Genomic DNA, 22,410 nt, shown 5'->3' with positions numbered 1-22,410 from the left:
CCCTTGACATTATTCTAGATTGTTATTATAATAAGATTGTAATCATTACAAATTAGTAGTTGTTCCATTTATCAGTGTAAAGGATGTGAATTATATGAATCAATCTTTTGATATTTTAACAAATAAATTAAAAGAAAAAAATATTAGACTTTCTCACCAGAGACTAAAAGTCTTAGAGTATATGTATAATAATAGGGTTCACCCTACTGTAGATCGTATATATACTGATCTTCATAATGAAATTCCTACACTTTCAAAGACAACTATATATAACACTTTAAATATATTAATGGATGCAAACTTAGTAAAACCATTAAATATTGAAAATAATGAAGTTAGATATGATTTTATGTCAGATAATCATGGACATTTTAAATGTGAATCCTGTGGGGAAATCTTTGATTTCGACATAGATTTTAATTCATTAGTTACAAAAAAACTAGGTAATTTTAAAGTAGTTGAAAAAGATATATATTTTAAAGGTATTTGTCCAATGTGTATTGGAAAAAATAAATAAATTAAATGGAGGAGATTTAAATGGAAAACAACAAAACACTTAATAATCTTATGGAGGCATTTGCTGGTGAATCCCAAGCAAATAGAAAGTACTTAGCATATTCAAAAAAGGCTAAAGCTGATGGACATATTAACGCAGCTAAATTATTCCAAGCTGCATCAGATGCTGAAACTATACATGCTCTTAAACACTTTGAAGTGGCTAATAAAGTTAAATCTACATCTGAAAACTTACAAGATGCTGTTGATGGAGAAACTTACGAATTTGAAAGCATGTACCCTGGATTTTTAGAAACTGCTAAAGAAGAAGGAAATAAAGCAGCTGTTAAAACATTTACTTACGCAATGGAAGCAGAAAAAGTTCATGCTAAATTATATAAAGAAGCTTTAGAAAACCTTGATGAATCAGAAGAAATATTCTACTACCTATGCCCTATCTGTGGAAATATTGAAAAGTTCACACCAGAAAAATGTAGCATTTGTGGTGTACCAGGTTCCAAATTTATAAAATACTAGTCTAAAAATATTAGATAATACTAAAAACTCCTCTAGAAGTTAATCAAATTATACTTCTAGAGGAGTTTTTTCTAATTCACCACTAATTACTGATAACTAACAGTAGTAGTACTATTGTTTATATTTGACATTTCTTCAAGCTCCCCAGCCCATTTAAAAGCATTTCTGGATATAATAACTGCTATAACCTCATTAATAACAGCAGCTGCTGCAATTGTACCTTGAATTATATTTCCAGAAACCGGATCAAAAGCATTTAATGATGTAACTGCAATCCCTGTAAAAATAAGAGAAACTCCAGAATGAGGCAATAGTGTAAGTCCTAAATATTTCTGCACAGTCTTTGGTAAACCTGTCATTTTTGCTCCTATAAAAGCACCTACATATTTACCTATTGCCCTGGAAACTATATATATTACTGTAAAAATTCCTGCATCTATGATTAAGTGATAATCAAGTGGTGCCCCAAGATTTAGAATAACTATAATCATGGATATTCCTAAAATTGGGTTAAAAACATCCATTATCTGTGTCAGTCTCTCTTCAGATACCATATTCGCAAAAGTAGCAGAAAAAGCCATACCTATAAGCATAAAATTAAGTACAGGCTGTGGTAAAATCATATTATTGAAAATAAATCCTACACCTGAAGCCAACAATATAAATATACCTGTAAGAATTAATGTTGTCTTTTTAGAGTATTCCTTTTTAAGCACAACTCCTCCAAGTAATCCAACTGCTACTCCTATTAGAATTGGCAATAATATCATTATACTTAGTATCAAATATAATGGAACTGATAGATTTGAATTTCTAGCAGTAATAAGTGTAATGACACTAAAGAAAACAATAATTGCAACAATATCATCAAGAGCCGCCATAGGAATTAAAGTCCTAGTTACTGGACCATCTGTTTTAAATTCTTTGACTATAGATAAAGTAGGAGCTGGAGCTGTTGCAAGTGCAATTCCTCCAAAGATAAAAGCCACATATAATGGTACACCTATAAAATAAAAAATTGTTCCAAAGCACAATGTTACTACAAAAAAAGTTCCTAGAGATTGAGTCATAGTTGTTATAAGAATTTGCTTGCCAGATTTCTTTAGCTTTTTAAATACAAGCTCTGTACCAATCATAAGACCTACACTACACTCTAAAGTATATAGAATAGTTTGATACCAGCCAGCATTTAATAGTGTTTCATCTACTATACCTATTGCATTAGGCCCTAAAATCATACCTGTTAAAAGCCAACCTAAAATAGCAGGAAGCTTTATCCTAGATACAAGTTTACCCATAAAAAATGCAATAACAATTGTTATTAAAAATCTTGTTATTAGTCTAATCATTATTCTATCTTCTCCTTTGCTATACCGTAAAGCATAATTTTTAATATCTTGCTTAATTTAATCTCATGATCATCAAATGATTTTCTATAATCTTGAAAGATTCCATTATGAAAATAATTATTAAACCCTTCCTGAAACATCAAAAAATATTCAATGGCATCTTCATTACAAATATCACTTTTTAAGTTTATATTTTCAAGAGATTGTTTAAAATAATTTACATTAAACCTATCTAATTCTGATTTTATTTTCTTTATTTCTTCCACCAAATGCTTCGGTGGTTGTAGCACCGCACTTGCAAATATATTTCTAAAATAAGGATTTTCACTAAAGAATTGATACCGCATATCAAGATATGCCTTCATATCTTCTTCAAAATTATCTAGTAAGTTTTTTTTGCTACTAAGGAAAGTAGTAAAACTTTTAAAACATTCACTAACACAAACTAAATATAAATCATCTTTATCTTTGAAATAGTGATAAATTATTCCTTTTGATATATTGCCATTTTTACAAATTGAATTTAAGGATGCTTCTGTATAACTATTAGTTCCAAACTCTACTATCGCACTATTGATTATTTTTTGCTTAGTAAGTAAGTTTTTTTCTTCCCTTTTCAAACTTTTCACCTCTGTATAATAATATTGACCAGCAAGTCAATATTATTATACTAACATAAATAGACTTGTCGGTCAACATTATCTTATTGGTAAATATTTCATATAAACTTTGAAATATTGTATTTCTGTCACACTATATTTTCCTTTAATAATGAATACTAAACTACACATTTAAAAACCAACAGTATAAAACTGTTGGTTTTTAGTAACTAACTATGTTTGCTCCTAATTATTTTACATTATACATTCCTCTGCTTTGCATGTAATTGAAAATCCCTTCTCCATGCTGCTGTTCTTCTTTTTGTATGTGGTTAAGTGTGTTACGTAAATTTGTATCTGTACATTCAAAAATTGTTGTATTATATGTTCCAGATATATACTTCTCAGCCATAAGTAAGTCAGCACAAAGTGAAGCATCATTGCTATTATACATACCTGCAGTACCTGTACTTTGCGAATTATTTTGCCCACTTTGACTTATTTGTGTATTTTGCTGCTGCCCTTGTTGATTCATATTTGGGACAGTTCCAGATAAAATTTGATTAATTGTATCATAGTGTTGCTGTTCTTCCTGCGCATAGGTTTTAAGTAATTGCTTTAATTCTGGATCTTGAGCTTGATTAGAATAATTAGTATACTTTTGGATACATATCTCTTCATGGCTTTTTTGATCTTCTAATAGCATTCTTTCTTTTTGTGATAAATTGATTTTATTCATTAAAAACACCTCCTAAAAGATATCATTCCAAATCTAGTTATTATTATTCAATCATTTTAAACTCCTAGTAGCTTTATATTATATTGTAATTAAATCAATTCGCTAAGTTAATATTTCTAGCAATCTTAATTCAATTGTTTAAGTGAACTTTTTAAATCATCCTCTGGAGTACTAATGGGCTTTATATTGAAGGTGTCTACTAAATATTGAAATACATTTGGAGATATAAAAGCTGGTAAACTTGGTCCTAAAAACATATCTTTTATTCCAAGGGACAATAATGCTAATAAATCTGCTACAGCTTTTTGCTCATACCAAGAAAGCACTATAGTAAGGGGAAGATGATTTACATCTGTATCAAATGCATCTGCAAGAGATGAAGCAATTCTAATAGCCGAGTATACATCATTACATTGTCCTACATCTAATAATCTAGGTAATCCTACTACTGTTCCGAAATCTAGCTTATTAAATCTATACTTACCACAAGCTAATGTAAGGATTATACAATCTTTGGGAACTTTTTGAGCAAATTCAGTATAATAGTTTCTTCCTGGTTTAGCACCATCACATCCTCCAATTAAGAAGAAATGTTTGATTTCCCCTTCCTTTACTGCATTTACTATGGCTTCAGCATAAGATAGGGTTTCATTGTGTCCGAATCCTACTAAAATTTCTTTTTCTTCTTCTCCTTCTCTAAATCCACCTAATTCTAATGCTTTATCTATGATTTCACTAAAATCCTTTGTACCATCTTCATTTACTTTTATATTTTTGACTCCATCCCATCCTACAACATTTGTAGTAAATATTCTATCTTTATATGATCCCCTTGGCCTCATTAAACAATTAGTAGTCATTAAAATACATCCTGGAATATCATTAAATTCTTTTTGTTGATTTTGCCAAGTTGAACCATAATTTCCTACTAAATGTCTATATCTTTTTAGCAACGGATATCCATGACATGGTAACATCTCACCATGGGTATAAACATTAATTCCCTTTCCCTCTGTTTGTTCAAGTATCATTTCTAAATCTCTTAAATCATGTCCAGATACAATTATAAATGGACCTTTCTTGATATTTACATTGACTTTATTTGAAGATGGATTTCCATATGTCTCAGTATTAGCTTCGTCCAATACTCTCATTACTTCTATACTCATTTCTCCTGTTCTCATTGTCATACGAATAAGATCTTCAAGGGTTAATTTATCATTTGTAGTAGCTTCTAATCCTATAAAATAAAAATTATCCACTTGATCACTATGATAATTAATAAATCTTGCTTGATGTCCATAGGCACTTATACCTTTTAATCCATAAATTATTGTCCATCTTAAAGACCTAATATCTTCATCAAGATCTTTATCATACATAATCCCAGCTATTACTGAATCTTTTAACATATCTTCTTTAGTATCACTAAGATTATATGTAGCTGAATGATGATAGTCTCCCTTTGGTGCTTTTTTTCTTATAAATTCTTTTATCTTCTGGGACTCTTTTAGTAGTTTTACATGAGCCTCTACATCAAAGTTTACATTAGTTAAAGTAGTAAATAAAACATTTTCTACAAATTCTACAATCTCCTTGTCAATTGTCTCCCCTTTTTCTATTAAGGGTTTTGCATAGCATGATATTCCTTTTAGTTGATATATTAGTAAATCTTGTAGATTAGCCACTTCTGAAGTTTTTCCGCATACTCCTTGCTTTGTACAACCCTTTCCTCCCATAGTTTGCTCACATTGATAACAAAACATTACATTATCCACTTTTTCACCTCTTAAATAATTTAATATTGACAAAAATGATATTATTATATTAACCATATTAACCAAAAATAACCTTAAATTAAGAGTTGAAAAAAGAATAAATTTTATTTGCCCTTATACTTTTCTTTCAAAAATCTTCGAGCATTCTTCATGCCACCTACATTTCTAAACATTTCGTTCATTTTTGTGGTTTCAATTTGTTTAAACGTAAGTCCTTCATACTTTGCCTCTTTTTTAAGTTTTTCATAGTTTGAAAATCTCTTCATATCAAGAATACCATTACAAATAGCTTCTTGTACTGCACAACCTGGCTCCCCAGTGTGAGTACAATCATTAAATCTACACATAGATGCAAGTTCCTCGATATCCGAAAACGCCATAGATAAATCAGTATTTTCCAATCCAAGTTCTCTCATGCCAGGAGTATCAATAACCATACCTCCACTTTCTAACACAATAAGCTCACGCCTTGTGGTGGTGTGTTTTCCTTGATCATCATTTCTCAAGCCATTAGTTTTCAGTCTCTTTTCTCCTATTATACAATTAATAATTGTAGATTTGCCTACCCCTGAAGAACCGATAAACGCAACGGTTTGACTTTCTTTTATATATTCCATTACCCGATAATAACTGTGCTCTTGGGTGGCTGAAGTAACTAAAACATCTGCACCAATAGAAATAGCCTCCACTTCGTAGAGTCGTTGCTCCACATCATCACATAGATCTGCTTTAGTTAGAACAACAACAGGAATCGCTCCACTATCCCAACCAATAGATAGATAACGCTCTAATCTACGCAAATTAAAATCCTTATTAAGAGACATACATATGAAAACCATATCAATATTACTAGCAACAACCTGCTCAACATTTGATGTTCCAGCTGCTTTTCTAATAAAAGCACTTTTCCTTGAAAGTACATGATGAATAATTGCATTGCCAGTTACATTCTCATCCCGATCAAGCATAACAAAATCACCAACTGCTGGGAAATCAGATTGCAATTTTGCTTCAAATCTAAACTTACCGGAAACCTCTGCCATTAGCTCACCATTTTCACACATAACCTTATAAATATCCTTATATTGAGAAAAAACACGACCTATATAAAGTCCATCATATAATTCAGCTTCAGCTGCAAGCTTATCTGTGAATCCTATTTTTTTTATATCTACTCTATCCATTTTTCATCCTCCTAAAAGTTATATTTATAACTTATGGGAGGTTATTGTAGAAATTAATTTACGCAAACCTCCCAGCTTGCTACAATCTCCATCATTTCATATATAAACATAAATCTATATCTCCTTTAAATTTATTTATTTTTTAAAATTTATCAGTATTTTATCACGAAAACTCTCAAAATACAACTTTCTCAACATGGGTGATAGTGTCAAGTTACTTTGGGTTTTATAAATAAAAGCATCTTCATATATTTATGTATTAAACTTAGGCTCCTCTAAAGGACTTAAGTATAGTGTTTAAGCCAGTATTTCTACCATCAGCTAATAGAGGTATGTTACCAATAACCTCATTTGCTGTTTTAGATATTATTTTTTTACTAATATTTCTCTTTTCTAATTTTAGTATTCTTTCTTTTTTTAACTGCTGTTTTCTTCTCTGATTAAATAGTTCATATACATTTCCACCGTTAGCCTTAAAAGCCCTCAATCTTGACATTTGATTGACTCCAACTTCACACCATCCAAGAGGTCTAGAACTTAGTCTATCTGATAATATATGACTTATGTGACCTTCTGCACTGCAGCCTATATAATCATCGTTATACTGATTTTTAATCCCTTCCCAGTTGTTTAAAATATATCTCTTTGAATCTTTAACTGATTCTTTCTTTGTATCTGTTTCTGTTTCTTCTAATATTATTTTAAAAAGCTCTTTAACATTTTCTATCTCTAATCTATTTATATAATTCCATAGGGGATGTGTTATATGTGGTAAATGAGCTGTAGCTTTCTTTACATACTTGGATAAATGAAATCTATCTAATACATATACAGACTTATTTATCCATCCTACTCCTTGTTTTATCCAGCTTGCACCATCTCCTGAAAGATATATCTTTTCTATTTTATCCATATCATAAGCTTCATCTATGTAATCAGCTACTTCCAGCCATAGATCTTCACTTGATTTATATACTCCACTAAATACTCTCTTATTTATCAATCTGTATCTATCTTTACTTACTTTTTCTCTTCCTTCATGAACATAAACAAGCTTTGGTTCTATACATTTACCTACTTGAAGAGCTACATGATCTTCATCAGCTTCAATGTATAAAAGCTTTATTTCATTATTTCTTTTCTTTATTGGAATTACATTGTTTTCTACAACATCAAGTTCTCTAATTGTATTCATTACTGTTTGACCTGTTATATCTAGATTGTCACTAGCTTGAATTCCACTTTTTCTGTAAGAGGAATCTATTGATTCTTCTACAAGCTTTGATTTCATTAATGTATCTATCTTATCATGTGCTTTTATTCCTAGCATTTCATCTGATAAATATTTGTATTCACCTGTTTTCTTATTTTCATAATATGTCCTTTTGTATTTAACTTCTCCAAATATTGTCCCTAAACTTTTTACATTATCTTTACTTTTTACAATCCAGTCTTGTTTTCTATTAATATCTTCTTTTACCCTTTTATCTATTTCTTCTAACGCCCCAGAAACTAGATCTACTCCTACTTCATTTAGTGTATTTTTTATATTTATTGCAAAGTCTGATATTCCTTTTCCTTCTTTTAATACTATTTCTAAGTTTTTATTTGTACTTTCAATGATTTTTTCTACAATTTGTTGTATAATTGTATTCATAAGAGCATCTCCTTTTATATGTGTATTTGGTTTGGACACCTATATACTATCATATCTTGGAATGCTCTTATTTTATTTTTGATTATTTTCCCCAATGTAATTTTACACTAAGAACATGGGTTGAAAGGATAATAGTATCTTCACTAACTGCATTGTCTGCGACTATTAACTTTTAGACACTTTAGACTTTATATAAATTATTCCTACTGAAACAATAGCTATGAATGCAAACAAAGTTCCTATTGGAATAAGAAAAAATGGTTCAGACGATGTTCCAAATATTTTTATTTTTCATTAACCATTTTTAACTATATTCTTATATCCAGTATAAGCAGCATATAAATAGGAACCATATACTCCAATAACTATAATACCTGTTATAAGTATAGTTGGCCCAAGCTTAAAAAGAACAGCTAATCCTACATTTCTTGATAATTTACCTACTATTGCTAGTGCCATTATAGAATGTGATATTGCTAGCATTAGGGGTGCCATAAAATGTATTAAAATTTGAGTAAATATAGTTTTATTTATCATATCATCCGAGACACCTATTTTCTTAAGTGTCTTATATCTATTTGCACTATCACTTGCTTCTGTTAACTGTTGAATAGCTAATACTGCAGCACTGGCTATTAAAAATACAACACCTAGATACATTCCTATATATAAACTTGTTCCAATAGCATTTTTAGTTTCATTATATACTTGCATTTTGGTTTCTGCTCTTAGTATAAAGCCATATTTATCTAAGATTTCATCATAATTATAATCTATATTTGCAAATTTTTCTCTTAACTCTTTAATATCTTCTTCTATTTCTTGTTTATTAATGTCATTTATACTATTTATATACATTGTAGAATTACTTTTAATCATCTTTTCAATAGTAGAATCCGGTACTATTGCTATTAAATTATATTCAATACCTTTTAGGTCTTTATCTATCTTTAGACTATATTTGTTTCCCTGAATATTTATTTCATTTTTACTTTTTATTAAATTATTTAATGCTTGTTTTTCATCCTCATCCTTTGTTAACAATAAAACTTCATTTTGTTTTAGTTCTATTGTTGAATCTCCCTTTAACTTTCTCATTGCATTGTACTGGGATACCCCTATAGTTCCTAATTTTCCAACATATTTTTTAAATCTCTCTTTTAACTCTTGGTTTGCATATCCTTCTAAAAAGTTCGCTACTTTTATATTTGTACTATATATATCTACTACAGCATATTCATAAGTTTGTTTTACCTTAAAATCCACCTTTTTTAAAGCCTGTTCTATATCCGTTACTTCTTGGTTGTCACTTCTAATACCTAATTCTATATTAGCATCAAAGGGTGATAGTTTTCCTAGCTCTTCTTCTAATTGAGCCTTAATACTTAAGCTTGATGAAGACATTACTATAGTAGTAAATAACATAAGACATATAATTCCCATTGATATAAAGTTTGTATTTATTTTATTGCTAAATTGTTTAATAACAAATATATTTAGCTTTTTTAAATATATTTGTTTGTTTTTCTTTAGTATAAATAAAGTGAATCCAGCTAATCCAAAGAAAAATAATAAAGTACCTATACTACCAAATATTATGGATAGCGGAAAGTTAATACTCTTAGGATTAGATGCAAACTTCCACCCTAAATAATAAGCTCTTGATAAAGTAACTATAGATAAAATAAATATTAAAATTGAAATTATAGAGTTTCTAGTTTTTATTTCTTCACTTTTCTTTGATGCATTTATTAGATCAATTAGCTTATGTTTAGATACAGCTACTATATTAAATACCATTACTAAAATAAACATTGTACCGAAATATATTATAGTTTTTAAAATAGCATTGGTAGATAAAATAAATTTATACTCGTCCATGTCAAACTCAAACAATTTTCCTATAACTACTGAAATTCCTTGAGATAGTATTATTCCTATTAATAAACCTACACCTAAAGATATGATACCTACTATAAAAGTCTCATAAGTTAATATTTTAGATACTTTTCTTTTTGACATACCTAAAGTAGTATATATTCCAAATTCTTTTTTCCTTTTCTTTATTAGAGCATTATTTGCATATATAACTAATCCACCAAACACAATTGAAATAAATATAGATATATAGGATATTGATTGAATTAAAAGATTTATATCAATATCTTTCATTACTGTCTGAGAGTTCATTGAGTTAAAATTATAGAATATACATACTGCTAATGTTAAAGTTATAAAATATATTCCATAATCTTTAAAGCTCTTTTTTAGATTGTTAATAGCTATATTAAAATACATTATCAATATCACCTCCCAAAAGTATCATTACTTCGATAATTCTATTGAAAAATTCTTTTCTAGAGTCATCTCCCCTAACTAATTCATTAAATATTTTACCGTCTTTTATAAATAATATCCTATTAGCATAACTTGCAGTGAAAGCATCATGAGTTACCATTAGTATAGTAGCTTCCAAATCTCTATTTAATTTCTCAAAGGATTCTAGTAACAATCTTGCAGATTTAGAATCTAAAGCACCTGTAGGTTCATCTGCCAATATTAAAGATGGATTAGTAACTATTGCTCTAGCACAAGCTACCCTCTGCTGTTGCCCACCTGACATTTGATATGGGTATTTATTTAAAATGTCTAAAATGCTCAGTGTTTCTGCAACCGTCTTTATTAAATCATCTATTTCCTTTGGATTTTTTTCCTGTATTGTTAAAGCTAATGCTATATTTTCATAACCTGTTAATGTATCAAGTAAATTGAAATCTTGAAATATAAATCCTAATTCATCTCTTCTAAACTTATCTAACTTTCTAGATTTTAACTTTGTAATCTCATAATTATTTATAGTAATATTACCAGTTGTTACATTGTCTATTGTTGCAATACAGTTAAGTAAAGTAGTTTTACCACTTCCTGATGGTCCCATTATTCCAACAAACTCAGCTTTATCTACCTTGAAGCTTATAACATCTAATGCCTTAGTTATAACTTCTTTTTTTCCATAATATTTTTCAACATTCTCTACTCTTAATATGTTTTTCATATTTATATCCTCCATTCAACTTCATTGAACTTACTAATTTTTCTCAGTATATCTTATGATGTTATTATATTGAATTCTTAAGAAATTACATATCGAATTAGCTTTCATTAAAGTTGCATTTTTGTAAGATAATCTTTTGTTATACATTTCCCATTGAAATAAATCCTATTACATATTTATCAAAAAACTCGAATAAAAAAGTGTAAGTATTTCAACTTACACTTTTCAAATCCCCAAATTAAACTCACTTAAGGGAAATATTATATTAACCTTTGTTCCTACTCCTAATTCAGATTCAATATTTATTTTCAAACCTAGCTTGTCACAAAGTTTTCTGCAAAGATATAATCCCATGCCTGTAGATGAATTGTATTTTCGTCCATGCTCTCCTGTAAAGCCTTTTTCAAAAACTTTATTAATATCTTTATCTGAAATTCCTATTCCATTATCTTCTATTGTGAGTACTACATTATTTTTATTGTTGGTAGAATATATTCTTATGTTACCTTCTTTATCTTTAATATACTTAATTGAATTACTTATTATTTGATTAATTATGAATTGTACCCACTTTATATCGCTATATACAACAGAATCTATTTCATCTAATTGTAAATTTATTTTTCTACTTATAAAGTCCTTTGAGTTTCTTCTAATAACATTATTTATAGCTGTTGATAAATCAAACTTCTTTATTATATAATCTTTACTGACATCATTGCTTCTTGAATAATATAATGCCTGTTCTACAAATCCTTCTACTTTCTTTATTTCTTGACCTATATTATTCATAATAGGGCTTTTATTATTCTCTATAATTAACATACTTGATGAAATAGGTGTTTTAATTTCATGAACCCAAGTCTCAATATATTCTCTATACTCAGACTGAAGATTTTTATAATAATTTACATGCTCATGCATTTCCTTATTACATACTTTTAATATATTATAAAAAAGTTTTCCTTCTAAAAAGTCTGGTTTCTCCATGATTTCTGGTAATAAGTACTTTTTATCAAGACTTTGCAATATTTCTTCCATATTATTATAATATTTTTTATGCTTAAAAAACTCTATACTAATATAAATCGTTAAAGGCAAAAACCATATAATAAAAATTAAAAATATGACAATAGTTTTTATATCTAGTATATCTAGTACAAAAGCCAAAATAAAAAATCCTATTAAGTTTATAAAAATGAATAAAAATCTTTCTTTTAAATACTCCTTTATATTCATGGCATTATATACCCCAAACCTCTTCTTGTCTCTATTACATCTTCTACACCTATGCTTTCAAGTGTTTTTCTTAATCTTGTTACATTTACAGACAATGTATTATCATCAATAAAAACATCCGAATTCCACAAATATTCCATTAATTCTTCCCTCGATACTATGGTTCCCTTATTTTTTATAAGATAAGAGAGTATTTTTATTTCATTCTTAGTTAATTGCTCTGTATTTCCTTTATAGACAATACTGCCATTTAATAGATTTAATTCCATATCATTGTATGCTAATACATCACTAGGATTACTTTTAGAAGTTCTCTTTAAAACCGCTAAAATACGTGCTAAAAGTATTTGTGTATTATATGGTTTTGTGATAAAATCATCTGCACCTAAATTTATACTCATAAGTTCATCTGTTTCACTATCTCTACTTGTAACTACTATTATTGGTACATCCGAGTTTCTTCTAACTTCTCTACATATATGATATCCATCAAAAGCAGGTAAATTTATATCTAATAAAATTAGATTAGCATTGGATTTATATATATACTCAACTATATTGTTAAAATCATCTGGAGTATCAACCTGGTAACCATATTTAGATAAAAATATTTTAAGTTCTTCTCTTATGGTTTCAGTATCTTCTATTATAATAATTTTTTGCATATCTATCCTCCAATTCAACTTGCTTAAAGCTATTTAGCTACTTATTATATATTATACTAAAAAATCATCATTTAATAAATATTACCTCAACTAAAATATGCTTTTTTATTTTCTTAACGATTCATTGTCGATCCAATGTTGATTATCTGCCGATGGAATATATTCATTTTTCAATAAGTCTTTATGTAACATTTTTGAAATATGGATAGTTATTAACCTTATTTTTAGTCTAAGAAGTATATATTTATTAAGCAAGAACTGTATATTTAAAAATATGAAGGGAAAAATAAAAGAAATATGTTATTCTTATATACAGTTTAGATGAACTATTAAGGAGATGAGTATTCTTTTGGATTGGAGAAATTTATTTTTTGAAGCGCAAGACCTAAATTTCATAGAATTATTTTTACGGACAACAATACTTTATTTTCTATTGTTCTTGGCAGATAAATCACTAGGCTTTAGGCAACCTGGCATTGTAACTCCATATAATTTCTTAGTGGCTGCTGGAATTAGTCACATAGCTGCTTCACGCATGGTGCAACCTAAATCTCGACTAGTAGATGCAATGGCTATAACAATTGTCTATATAAGCATAGTTTTATTAGTTTCTTATGGTTATTTAAAAGCATCACCATATTTTACTTCTAAGAAACAAACTATATTAGTTGAAAAAGGAAAAGTTAAAAAAGATAATTTAAAGAAATCTATGCTCACCATAGATAATATGTTTTCTATACTACGGCAAAAAAATGTTTTTAATTTACAAAATGTTGATTATTTAATTGCAGAACCCCATGGAGATTTTAGTGTAGCATCAAATACCAATGAATTGCCAATTACTAAATCTACTATGGGTATTCAGACAACACCACAAGAATTATCTAAAATTTTAATATATGAAGGAACTATTGATAAAAGAATATTAAAAGATAAAAATCTTGACTTGGACTGGGTGTATAGTGAGCTTAAAAGACAAAATATATTAGATATAAATAATGTTTACATTGGCCTTTTGACTACTGATAATAAATTATATATTAATTAAATGGGAGGATTTTAATTGCCTAAAGTTTTTGGAAGTATAAGTGAAATTACATTATTTGGATATTTAATTAGAACTTTAATAGTAGGAGTTATAGGATTTATTGTTGGTAGAGTAGTTTATAAGAGAGCAGTTAATCAGTTAACTACTTATGACTTTGCTTTAATATGGATTCTAGGTGCTATTACCGTATCCCCCCTATTAGATGGCAAAGTATCATTTACTTATATGTTAGTCCCTCTATTTACTCTATTTTTCTGGCATATATTATTTAGTGTCATATCACTAAAAAACAGGAAATTTAGCTTCTTCTTTAACGGTAAGCCAGCTATACTAATTGATAATGGAAAAGTAGTTCTAAAGAATCTAAAAAAGCACTTTATAAGTATAGATCTATTATTATCTGAGCTAAGAGTGAAAAATATTTTTGATATATCTGAAGTAAAATATGCAATATTAGAAACAAATGGTCAAATAAGTATTATGAAATATGAGCCTCATTCTCCTGTCACTCCTAAAGATATGAATCTTACAGTTAATCCCACTGAAATACCATTAATAATAATAAATGAAGGTAAATTAATACAAGAAAATTTAACTAAAATAGGAATAGATGAAAAATGGCTTATGGGTAAATTAGCAATGCAAGATGTAAATGATATAAAAGAAGTTTTCATAGGAACTATAGACAAATCCCAAAAAATATATATTTTAAAAAACAATTAATATATATTCATTTCCATATATTTTTAGGATATAAATCAATCAAAGAATACAGTTAAAAAGCTACTAAAAATAGAAAGATCTAATTATTAAATTAAATATAATTAGATCCTTATATTTTATAGAAACTTATAAATAGTTATTCAGATATGTCAGAAATCTCATCTGGTCTTTGTCTTTTAGTACTATTAAATTCTGTATCCATTACTGACATACTGACTAATGCAATTAATGATCCTAATGAAATAGTCCTTAATACAATAATAGATATGTCAATATTACTCATTTCTTCCTCATGTACATTTATCATATCATCGAGTATTTTTGTTGGAGTACCTACAAATAATAGTCCTATTACATTGCTATTTTTATCTTTTATAGGCTGATAGGCGGCATAATAGCTTTCACCTAGTATTTCTGCATCTCCTACATACAAATTACCATTCATTACTGTTTTATATGCAGCATGATCAGTACCTAAGAATGTATCTGTTGCCCTTTCGTTTTCATCTGACATAATATTTGTTGAAATTCTTTTAAAGTCATCTCCAACTTTAACAAAAATAGTAGACTTATCTCCTACATCTTCTAATATACTGTCGACAACTTCAAAGCTACCTTCTACACTTTTGCCATCCCTATCAAGCAAGGTTCCATCTCCTTGAGTTAATGTGCCATAAGTATCTTTAACATATCTCATTTTTAAATTTATATTATTTTCAACATGCCTTCTTAACAATCGATTTTTAACAACATTGATGTCTTTTACACTATTTGAAAATCCTAATAGGCCTACAATCATACTAGCTAATAATGCTATCATCCCAGAATATGCTATTAATTTTGTTTTGTTAATTTTCATAAATTGTTCCTCCTGTATTATTCATCTAAACCTACAAACACCTTCTTAAAACCTAGCCATGCGAAACATGATATCGCCGCTATTGTTCCAAGTCTTCCACCAATACCTGGGTATGCATTTATTGCTGCTATAAACAATATTCCAGTCATTAAAGATATTACTGACATTTCTAGAAGATTTAGTGCATTCTCAATAGAAATCATCCCAGCATAAGAAGCGCAGGCTGCAGCTGTTGCCAACATACCACCCATTAGAGGGGAAAAATATGGAAGTGTAAGTCCCGATACTAATGTTATGATGGCTGAAGCAATAACTGCCCCTCTCTTTAAAATATGGGATACTATATAAGTAGCTATACCTGCAATTACTGATATTGTTAAAATAATCACTTCTTCCATATTATACCTCCTAAATAAAAATCCTTATTATTGCTTTCGTAATTATTGTAGACAATGCTGCTGTAGTTCCACCTTTGCCTCCAATACCTGCATAAATTTCCACAGTAGTCAAAAGAATTAATCCTACTATCAAACTTCCTATTGCGGCTGTTAGCATAGAGGGTATTACTGATAACGAACTCATTCCAACAAAGGATGATGTATATGTTATACCAGCCAAATCATTTGGAAGAAATATAGCTGCCATTACACCTACTAATCCATTTGCAATAACTGCTCCATATCCCATCTTATGATTTATAAACCATGTTAAAGTAACACCTATAAATGAACATATTAAAATATATAAACTTCTCTTATTAAATTTGATTTCTACATCATTTTTTATTAATTTTTTAAAGTGATCTACTAAACTTATGGCAAAAAAACATCCAAAAATTATTAAAATTTCTGTCTTATATAAATTTCTTTCATTAACTGCTGTTGAAATAATTAAGCCTCCTCCAGTTGCAATAAAAGCCATTAGCCCTAATAATCTTGTACCCCTTTTACTAAATAAATTTTTATTCATTCAATCGCTACCAAAGGATATATATTAAAAGTATATACTTTTAATATATATCCTTTGGTAACTCCCCCCTTTTTTATTTTATATTTTCTAAATGCAAATATAATTTAATCTGCTGCTTGTCTGAATATATACTCTTAATCTAAATTATAAGATATTTCCGAATATTTATCAATGTAAACCCAGGCCAATTGACAAATCCTACCAAATTCTTCATCATCACTTTTAATATTACTTTTCAAATTAGACAACCTGATAAAAATTCCTTTTAACAAAAATACAGCTGCCTGATTTTCCATTTAAGGAGAACCAAGCAGCCGTATTATTAATCAGACCCCAAAACAAACAATCCCTGCTATAATATTTGTAATAAGTTAAGTAACAGTCACCTATGTCACTTTTACTTAGATAAATCTACCAATTCTATTTACAGGTATAGAAAATTCACTTTTAAACTTTTCATACTCATTTTCTTCCATTGAAACAATTACACAGGTTGATGGTCCACCAGATTTTTTAAGATCTATCAATTGATTATCTTCTAATTGAAAGTTAATATTATTTGTTTTAGCCATTTGTTCTAATTCATGTAATATTCCCTTTGAACCTACTGGTAGGATTTCTTTTATATATTCCTTTTCTTTTAACTCTAATAATCTTTGTATATCCATTATTGAGTCTTTATCATCTAATGCTTCATTTCCAAGCTTTGGAATTCCAACTACAGAAGCAATTAATCCAGCTTCTGTCATAGGTGATTTCCAATTATCTTTATTTATAATTCCTATTATTGTTATACCTATTCCTGTTACAGTTACAGGGAAATTTTCTTCTGTACTTCCCGTAATTACATTGTCTAAATCAAAATCTAAAGGTTCTAAAGCCTTTTTAATACCTTCTAGTATTCTTCTTCCTGTATCCTCCATCTCTACGGAAAGTGTATCCACTATTGTAATTGGCTGGGCACCAAAAGCAAGTATCTCCATAAGGCCAACTTGAGCCGTAAATTGTCCTACAATTTCAGGAGTGGTTTGTACTATATCATTTTCTTTATTTCCTATTCCTCCTGAGGAATCACATGAAACTACTAGAATCTGATCTTTGTTTATATCTATTAATGTTAAGTCCCTATGCTTTCTTATTTTCATATAATCACCTTGCTAGATTCTAGCTTTCATTATTTTATATATTACAGATGCTAAAATTATATTTACTGCAGAAGCTAGAGTTAATGGTCCAGCCATAGCGTAGATAAATGCTTTACCATTTAATGGGAAACCCATCCATGTAGTAACAGGTGCTAACATTATTACCGTTCCTATACCATTTAAAATAATAGCAATTATAGAGGCAACTACTCCATTTGTTTTTTCATAGATTAGTCCAAATATATAGACAACTACTGCCATTTGCAATGTTATAATTAGATGTATAGGTAATGTTAGGGGAAATCCACTTGTAAGTGCAGTTAATAAATGCCCCATACCTCCAACCAACGCTCCAGCTATTGGTCCTAAAAATAACGATGCAAAAAATCCTGGCATCGAGTCTAAAGCTATAGTACCCTGTATTTTTATTAAGGATCCTATAAATGAAATTGCTACTAATGTAGCTATGTATACTAACTTAACCGTAGTACTTTTTGATTTCATGTGTCTGGAATTCATCTTATCACTCCTCGTTTCTTATATTTAGTGTTAAACTGTTTATAATTGTTTCTGAAGTTGGTTTCGGAGAACTCAATTATATCATATTTGCTTTTATATAATCAATTTTTAATCTTAACCAGACAGTGTAAAGCAATTGTTGGAAAACAATTACTACTATTAATTATTTTTCACTAAATAACAATAGTAGTATATTTTGGTCCTTGATTTTATATATATCAGTATATGTTATTGACAGACACTGATACTTTATTTCCTGCAAATCCTTTTTCTATTTTATGATAATCTTGAATAATTTTTATTATAATCTGTTAATATTTTTCTTGCCTGTGGAGCTAATATCAATAGTCCTATAATGTTTGGGATAACCATAAGTCCATTGAACATATCTGCAAGTTTCCAAACAAATCCTACGTCTAAAGTTGCTCCAAGAACTATAAACGCAAGTACTAATAATTTATATGGGTTTGATCCTTTTTTACCAAATAAATACTTTATATTTGAATCTCCAAAGAAAGTCCAACCTATTATAGTTGTAAATGCAAAGAAAAATAAACTTATGGCAATAAATATTGCACCAAATCGACCAATTCCTAGTTCAAATGCTTTTTGAGTCATAGCTGCTGCTTCAAAACCCTCTGTGTAAGCTCCAGTAACTATGTTTATAAGTGCTGTAAAAGTACAAACTACAAACGTATCTATAATTACTCCAACCATTGCAACCATACCCTGTTGTGCTGGATGATCTACTTTTGCTACTGCGTGAGCATGAGGCGTTGAACCCATACCAGCTTCATTTGAAAATAAACCTCTTGCTATACCATATCTTACAGATTCTTTAACTGTAACACCAACTATACCTCCACCAATTGCTTGAGTACTAAAAGCTCCTACAAAAATACTTTTAAATGCTGGAAGAATCGCTGAACTATTTTTAGCTAATATTACTATTGAACCAATTATATAAAGAGCTGCCATAAAAGGTACCACAAGTTCAGCAAATGAAGCTATACGATTTAATCCACCTATAAGAATTAGCCCTGCACAAATAGCTATTCCAATCCCAATTACAAATTTATTTATTCCAAAAGCTGAATTAACTGCGTCAGCTATAGAGTTTGATTGAACCATATTTCCTACAAATCCTAATGCAATTATTATTAAAACCGCAAATGTAACAGCTAAAAACTTACTATTAACCCCTTTAGCCAGATAGTATGCTGGTCCACCTGTAGTTTCCCCATCTATTCTTTCACTATATTTTTGAGCAAGTACTGCTTCTCCAAATATAGTCCCCATTCCAAATAATGCACTAACCCACATCCAAAATATTGCTCCTGGTCCACCTGTTGAAATAGCTGATGCTACACCTGCAAGGTTCCCTGTTCCTACTTGTGCTGCAATAGCTGTAGCTAGAGCCTGAAACGAAGACATTTGTCCATCACCTGTTTTTTCTCTATTTGAAAAAACTCCACCAAAGGTAAACTTAAATGCTTGCCCAATCTTAGTAAATTGAGGCAATCCTAAGTAAAAAGTATAAAGAATCCCAATTCCCATTAGTGCAAAAATTAAAAAGTAACCCCACACAAAATCATTTACTATGTCCACAATCTTTACTATAGTCTCCATTAATCAACTCTCCCTTCAATTAATTAGACATTGATATATCATCGTCTAATTAATATTATATGATTTTAGGAAAAAAATAAACCATTTTTCGGTTATTAAAACAATTAACAAAATTGTTTTGCTGAAATATTAATAAAAATACCCTGCCTTCTTGGGCAAGTCTGCTAAATGGATCTATATCTTGTTTGTAGATTGGGACTCTCTATTATTCCAAAGTTTCATTACTATTCAATAACTTTTCTTTTATAAACTTAATTATATATATATCCAATTCTTGGCTCTTTTTTATTAACTCATTTTTGTCATAATAGCCTGATTCTATCATTTTATTAATGTCCTTCCTTAAGGATTCTAATTTATGTGACATTTGATTCCTCCATTTATAAATTTAACAATTTCGAATATTTGAAAATAATCAATCATTTATTATATATTGTATGATTTATAGTCATAAAATGCAATGATTATTTTTATATGTCATATTGTATAAATGAGTTAATCAAATCATATTATAATAACACTGAGGTGATTTAATGTTTTCTTATCGGCTAAAAAAGCTACGCGAAGACTTGGGTATAACTCAAGATCAATTAGCAAAAATGCTTAACTTAACACAAAGTACCATAGCATATTATGAAAATGGCAGGAAAATGCCTACATTAGAAAATGCAATAATTATAACAAAATTATTTAATACTAGTTTAGATTATTTAGTTGGTGTGTCCAATTGCCGAACTATTGAAAACATAAAAGAAAATGAAGCTACATACTGCTCCAATAAATTATTAGATGATATTAATAATTTGTCTCCTGATAGCTTGAAAGATTTAAGTGATTTTATAGACTTCTTAAAATTTAGAGATATGGAAAAAAATAGTTCTAAAAATAGCAAATATCTATAATAATTAATTTCTTATTAGTTATAAAAAGACATGAGTAGCATTACTTGTAGTAATGCTACTCATGTCTTTTAGTTTTTTATTCCTTTAAAAATTTATCTAGGTAGAACTTCACTTGGAATTGCACTCTCGTATGTTTGTCCTCCAAGATTTTCTAAATGCTCTTCTTTTGCTTTTTTAACTAATTCTGGATTTGTCAGTACATCATATGCTGTTAAAGCGATTGTCTGACCTGCTGATAAAAGACCTTTGTGCATAACGCTTGACTTTCCTGTTGCAACCCATTGCCATGAGTGAGGTGGTGTTCCATTAGGAACGGAAGTCACTAGAACCTGAGCTGTAGGTGCAACCCAGCTAGTATCTCCTACATCAGTAGAACCTCCTAATTGTTCGCCATTGAATTCAAGCGGTAATAATACGTCATTAATAGGCTTATTGCCTAGACTTTCTCTTACTGATTCACTTAATGTATTAAAGAATTGTCTTTCATACTCAATTTCTTCTTCTGTAAACTTAGGTAATGTCATTTTCAAGTTATTGTACATAGCCTCTGTAAGTGCTCTGTTTGGAATATATTCAGCGCATGCTGAATCCCATACTACCTCAAGTTCAGTTTCAGTCATCAGTGCTGCACCTTCTGCTATCTTCACTAAACGCTCATAGATTTCTTGAACCTGGGATGTTTTTGGAGCTCTTACAAAATAGTGAAGACTTGCTGTAGGCTGAACTACATTTGCAGATTGTCCACCTGCATCTATAAATGCGTAATGGATTCTTGCCCTATCAATCATATGCTCCCTTAGGAAATTCACACCAATGTTCATCAACTCTGCTGCATCCAATGCACTTCTGCCGTGCTCTGGTGCTGCTGAAGCATGAGCTGATATTCCTTTAAAATTAAAATACAACTGGAATACAGCTAATGAAGTTGAAGACCAAGCTGCTGATACATCCATTGGATGCCAAGTAAGGATTGTATCTAAACCATCAAATAGTCCTTCTCTTGCCATAAATGCTTTTCCATATCCACTCTCTTCAGCAGGGCATCCAAAAAGCTTTATAGTTCCTTCCATGTTGTTTTCCTGCATATAGTCTTTAATACCCACTGCACCTGCTACAGCTCCGCTGCCTAATGCATTATGTCCACATCCATGTCCATTCCCATTATCATGTAAAAATTCTTTTTTAGGTAAATCACATACCTGACTTAAATTTGTTAGAGCATCATATTCTGCCAAAATACCAATAACAGGTTTTCCTTTACCATATGTAGCTATAAAGGAATGATCCATATTTGCTACACCTTTTTCTATAGTAAAACC

At 29.4% G+C, this 22,410-nt stretch carries 24 protein-coding genes; 5 read left to right on the top strand and 19 right to left on the bottom strand.

The features are described 5' to 3' along the window. The first annotated feature begins 94 nt into the window (after positions 1 to 94). Both AC4PG3_RS06040 and AC4PG3_RS06035 read left to right on the top strand, forming a co-directional pair. The gene (locus AC4PG3_RS06040) at positions 95 to 517 is read left to right on the top strand and encodes a Fur family transcriptional regulator (RefSeq protein ID WP_492198153.1); all 423 of its coding nucleotides are present in this window, start codon (positions 95 to 97) and stop codon (positions 515 to 517) included. 20 nt (positions 518 to 537) lie between these two features. Then, positions 538 to 1,032 (top strand): rubrerythrin family protein, encoded by a 495-nt coding sequence (locus tag AC4PG3_RS06035; protein ID WP_492198152.1) that lies wholly within the window; start codon positions 538 to 540, stop codon positions 1,030 to 1,032. An 86-nt stretch (positions 1,033 to 1,118) separates the two neighbouring features. On the opposite strand, the gene AC4PG3_RS06030 is transcribed toward AC4PG3_RS06035, so the two are convergent. The 11 genes from AC4PG3_RS06030 to AC4PG3_RS05980 all read right to left on the bottom strand — a co-directional run bounded on the left by AC4PG3_RS06030 (position 1,119) and on the right by AC4PG3_RS05980 (position 13,297). Continuing rightward, on the bottom strand, positions 1,119 to 2,381 hold the full coding sequence (locus tag AC4PG3_RS06030) for a cation:proton antiporter (RefSeq protein WP_492198151.1): 1,263 nt from the start codon (positions 2,379 to 2,381) through the stop codon (positions 1,119 to 1,121). Then, the gene (locus AC4PG3_RS06025) at positions 2,381 to 3,001 is read right to left on the bottom strand and encodes a TetR/AcrR family transcriptional regulator (protein ID WP_492198150.1); all 621 of its coding nucleotides are present in this window, start codon (positions 2,999 to 3,001) and stop codon (positions 2,381 to 2,383) included. The genes AC4PG3_RS06030 and AC4PG3_RS06025 overlap by 1 nt, the downstream gene beginning before the upstream one ends. 229 nt (positions 3,002 to 3,230) lie before the next feature. Beyond that, the gene (locus AC4PG3_RS06020) at positions 3,231 to 3,719 is read right to left on the bottom strand and encodes a spore coat protein (protein WP_492198149.1); all 489 of its coding nucleotides are present in this window, start codon (positions 3,717 to 3,719) and stop codon (positions 3,231 to 3,233) included. 125 nt (positions 3,720 to 3,844) lie between these two features. Then, positions 3,845 to 5,497 carry a hydroxylamine reductase gene (gene hcp, locus AC4PG3_RS06015; RefSeq protein ID WP_492198148.1) on the bottom strand — a complete coding sequence of 551 codons (1,653 nt, stop codon included), beginning with the start codon at positions 5,495 to 5,497 and terminating at the stop codon, positions 3,845 to 3,847. Between the two features lie 104 nt (positions 5,498 to 5,601). After that, positions 5,602 to 6,681, bottom strand: coding sequence for a ribosome small subunit-dependent GTPase A (rsgA, locus tag AC4PG3_RS06010; RefSeq protein WP_492198147.1), 1,080 nt, complete (start codon positions 6,679 to 6,681; stop codon positions 5,602 to 5,604). A gap of 265 nt (positions 6,682 to 6,946) precedes the next feature. Next, positions 6,947 to 8,338 (bottom strand): ISLre2 family transposase, encoded by a 1,392-nt coding sequence (locus tag AC4PG3_RS06005; RefSeq protein ID WP_492196315.1) that lies wholly within the window; start codon positions 8,336 to 8,338, stop codon positions 6,947 to 6,949. Between the two features lie 165 nt (positions 8,339 to 8,503). Beyond that, positions 8,504 to 8,620 (bottom strand): DUF3955 domain-containing protein, encoded by a 117-nt coding sequence (locus AC4PG3_RS06000; protein WP_492198204.1) that lies wholly within the window; start codon positions 8,618 to 8,620, stop codon positions 8,504 to 8,506. A gap of 12 nt (positions 8,621 to 8,632) precedes the next feature. Next, entirely contained in the window at positions 8,633 to 10,636 is a 2,004-nt protein-coding gene (locus tag AC4PG3_RS05995; RefSeq protein WP_492198203.1) for an FtsX-like permease family protein, read from the bottom strand. After that, on the bottom strand, positions 10,626 to 11,393 hold the full coding sequence (locus AC4PG3_RS05990; protein WP_492198146.1) for an ABC transporter ATP-binding protein: 768 nt from the start codon (positions 11,391 to 11,393) through the stop codon (positions 10,626 to 10,628). The genes AC4PG3_RS05995 and AC4PG3_RS05990 overlap by 11 nt, the downstream gene beginning before the upstream one ends. Before the next feature lie 225 nt (positions 11,394 to 11,618). After that, on the bottom strand, positions 11,619 to 12,632 hold the full coding sequence (locus AC4PG3_RS05985) for an ATP-binding protein (protein ID WP_492198145.1): 1,014 nt from the start codon (positions 12,630 to 12,632) through the stop codon (positions 11,619 to 11,621). Beyond that, a complete protein-coding gene (locus tag AC4PG3_RS05980; protein ID WP_492198144.1) occupies positions 12,629 to 13,297 on the bottom strand; it encodes a response regulator transcription factor in 669 nt (222 codons plus the stop codon). The genes AC4PG3_RS05985 and AC4PG3_RS05980 overlap by 4 nt, the downstream gene beginning before the upstream one ends. 349 nt (positions 13,298 to 13,646) lie before the next feature. Here AC4PG3_RS05980 and AC4PG3_RS05975 point away from each other — a divergent pair, with 349 nt between their 5' ends. Beyond that, the gene (locus AC4PG3_RS05975) at positions 13,647 to 14,345 is read left to right on the top strand and encodes a DUF421 domain-containing protein (protein ID WP_492198143.1); all 699 of its coding nucleotides are present in this window, start codon (positions 13,647 to 13,649) and stop codon (positions 14,343 to 14,345) included. A gap of 15 nt (positions 14,346 to 14,360) precedes the next feature. Continuing rightward, on the top strand, positions 14,361 to 15,068 hold the full coding sequence (locus AC4PG3_RS05970) for a DUF421 domain-containing protein (protein ID WP_492198142.1): 708 nt from the start codon (positions 14,361 to 14,363) through the stop codon (positions 15,066 to 15,068). A gap of 136 nt (positions 15,069 to 15,204) precedes the next feature. Here the strand turns inward: AC4PG3_RS05970 and AC4PG3_RS05965 are convergent, their stop codons facing one another. The 7 genes from AC4PG3_RS05965 to AC4PG3_RS05935 form a co-directional block, all read right to left on the bottom strand. Beyond that, positions 15,205 to 15,927 (bottom strand): Cache 3/Cache 2 fusion domain-containing protein, encoded by a 723-nt coding sequence (locus tag AC4PG3_RS05965; protein ID WP_492198141.1) that lies wholly within the window; start codon positions 15,925 to 15,927, stop codon positions 15,205 to 15,207. Between the two features lie 17 nt (positions 15,928 to 15,944). Then, positions 15,945 to 16,325, bottom strand: a complete 381-nt coding sequence (locus AC4PG3_RS05960; protein WP_492198140.1) for a hypothetical protein — start codon at positions 16,323 to 16,325, stop codon at positions 15,945 to 15,947. A 10-nt stretch (positions 16,326 to 16,335) separates the two neighbouring features. After that, positions 16,336 to 16,896 carry a hypothetical protein gene (locus tag AC4PG3_RS05955; RefSeq protein ID WP_492198139.1) on the bottom strand — a complete coding sequence of 187 codons (561 nt, stop codon included), beginning with the start codon at positions 16,894 to 16,896 and terminating at the stop codon, positions 16,336 to 16,338. 401 nt (positions 16,897 to 17,297) lie between these two features. Beyond that, positions 17,298 to 18,041 carry an AIR synthase related protein gene (locus AC4PG3_RS05950; RefSeq protein ID WP_492198138.1) on the bottom strand — a complete coding sequence of 248 codons (744 nt, stop codon included), beginning with the start codon at positions 18,039 to 18,041 and terminating at the stop codon, positions 17,298 to 17,300. A 12-nt stretch (positions 18,042 to 18,053) separates the two neighbouring features. After that, the gene (locus AC4PG3_RS05945; RefSeq protein WP_492198137.1) at positions 18,054 to 18,560 is read right to left on the bottom strand and encodes an ECF transporter S component; all 507 of its coding nucleotides are present in this window, start codon (positions 18,558 to 18,560) and stop codon (positions 18,054 to 18,056) included. A 276-nt stretch (positions 18,561 to 18,836) separates the two neighbouring features. After that, positions 18,837 to 20,189 (bottom strand): alanine/glycine:cation symporter family protein, encoded by a 1,353-nt coding sequence (locus AC4PG3_RS05940; protein ID WP_492198136.1) that lies wholly within the window; start codon positions 20,187 to 20,189, stop codon positions 18,837 to 18,839. Positions 20,190 to 20,394: 205 nt separating this feature from the next. Beyond that, a complete protein-coding gene (locus tag AC4PG3_RS05935; protein ID WP_492198135.1) occupies positions 20,395 to 20,556 on the bottom strand; it encodes a Spo0E family sporulation regulatory protein-aspartic acid phosphatase in 162 nt (53 codons plus the stop codon). Between the two features lie 166 nt (positions 20,557 to 20,722). On the opposite strand from AC4PG3_RS05935, the gene AC4PG3_RS05930 reads away from it, so the two are divergent. Further along, complete coding sequence (locus AC4PG3_RS05930) at positions 20,723 to 21,091, top strand: helix-turn-helix transcriptional regulator (protein WP_492198134.1); 369 nt, start codon at positions 20,723 to 20,725, stop codon at positions 21,089 to 21,091. Positions 21,092 to 21,183: 92 nt separating this feature from the next. On the opposite strand, the gene AC4PG3_RS05925 is transcribed toward AC4PG3_RS05930, so the two are convergent. Continuing rightward, positions 21,184 to 22,401, bottom strand: coding sequence for an amidohydrolase (locus AC4PG3_RS05925; protein WP_492198202.1), 1,218 nt, complete (start codon positions 22,399 to 22,401; stop codon positions 21,184 to 21,186). Positions 22,402 to 22,410 lie beyond the last annotated feature (9 nt).

The sequence above is a fragment of the Tissierella sp. QWL-11 genome (assembly GCF_058683765.1).
The sequence above is the reverse complement of the archived record's forward strand: the minus strand, read 5'-3'. Positions and strand labels throughout refer to the sequence as shown.

What these genes read in the sequence shown, in the direction of transcription:
- AC4PG3_RS06040 (WP_492198153.1), top strand. Translation starts at nt 95, where the DNA reads ATGAATCAATCTTTTGATATTTTAACAAATAAATTAAAAGAAAAAAAT.
- AC4PG3_RS06035 (WP_492198152.1), top strand. Translation starts at nt 538, where the DNA reads ATGGAAAACAACAAAACACTTAATAATCTTATGGAGGCATTTGCTGGT.
- AC4PG3_RS06030 (WP_492198151.1), bottom strand. Translation starts at nt 2,381, where the DNA reads ATGATTAGACTAATAACAAGATTTTTAATAACAATTGTTATTGCATTT.
- AC4PG3_RS06020 (WP_492198149.1), bottom strand. Translation starts at nt 3,719, where the DNA reads ATGAATAAAATCAATTTATCACAAAAAGAAAGAATGCTATTAGAAGAT.
- rsgA (WP_492198147.1), bottom strand. Translation starts at nt 6,681, where the DNA reads ATGGATAGAGTAGATATAAAAAAAATAGGATTCACAGATAAGCTTGCA.
- AC4PG3_RS06005 (WP_492196315.1), bottom strand. Translation starts at nt 8,338, where the DNA reads ATGAATACAATTATACAACAAATTGTAGAAAAAATCATTGAAAGTACA.
- AC4PG3_RS05995 (WP_492198203.1), bottom strand. Translation starts at nt 10,636, where the DNA reads ATGTATTTTAATATAGCTATTAACAATCTAAAAAAGAGCTTTAAAGAT.
- AC4PG3_RS05990 (WP_492198146.1), bottom strand. Translation starts at nt 11,393, where the DNA reads ATGAAAAACATATTAAGAGTAGAGAATGTTGAAAAATATTATGGAAAA.
- AC4PG3_RS05985 (WP_492198145.1), bottom strand. Translation starts at nt 12,632, where the DNA reads ATGAATATAAAGGAGTATTTAAAAGAAAGATTTTTATTCATTTTTATA.
- AC4PG3_RS05980 (WP_492198144.1), bottom strand. Translation starts at nt 13,297, where the DNA reads ATGCAAAAAATTATTATAATAGAAGATACTGAAACCATAAGAGAAGAA.
- AC4PG3_RS05965 (WP_492198141.1), bottom strand. Translation starts at nt 15,927, where the DNA reads ATGAAAATTAACAAAACAAAATTAATAGCATATTCTGGGATGATAGCA.
- AC4PG3_RS05960 (WP_492198140.1), bottom strand. Translation starts at nt 16,325, where the DNA reads ATGGAAGAAGTGATTATTTTAACAATATCAGTAATTGCAGGTATAGCT.
- AC4PG3_RS05955 (WP_492198139.1), bottom strand. Translation starts at nt 16,896, where the DNA reads ATGAATAAAAATTTATTTAGTAAAAGGGGTACAAGATTATTAGGGCTA.
- AC4PG3_RS05950 (WP_492198138.1), bottom strand. Translation starts at nt 18,041, where the DNA reads ATGAAAATAAGAAAGCATAGGGACTTAACATTAATAGATATAAACAAA.
- AC4PG3_RS05945 (WP_492198137.1), bottom strand. Translation starts at nt 18,560, where the DNA reads ATGAATTCCAGACACATGAAATCAAAAAGTACTACGGTTAAGTTAGTA.
- AC4PG3_RS05940 (WP_492198136.1), bottom strand. Translation starts at nt 20,189, where the DNA reads ATGGAGACTATAGTAAAGATTGTGGACATAGTAAATGATTTTGTGTGG.
- AC4PG3_RS05935 (WP_492198135.1), bottom strand. Translation starts at nt 20,556, where the DNA reads ATGTCACATAAATTAGAATCCTTAAGGAAGGACATTAATAAAATGATA.
- AC4PG3_RS05930 (WP_492198134.1), top strand. Translation starts at nt 20,723, where the DNA reads ATGTTTTCTTATCGGCTAAAAAAGCTACGCGAAGACTTGGGTATAACT.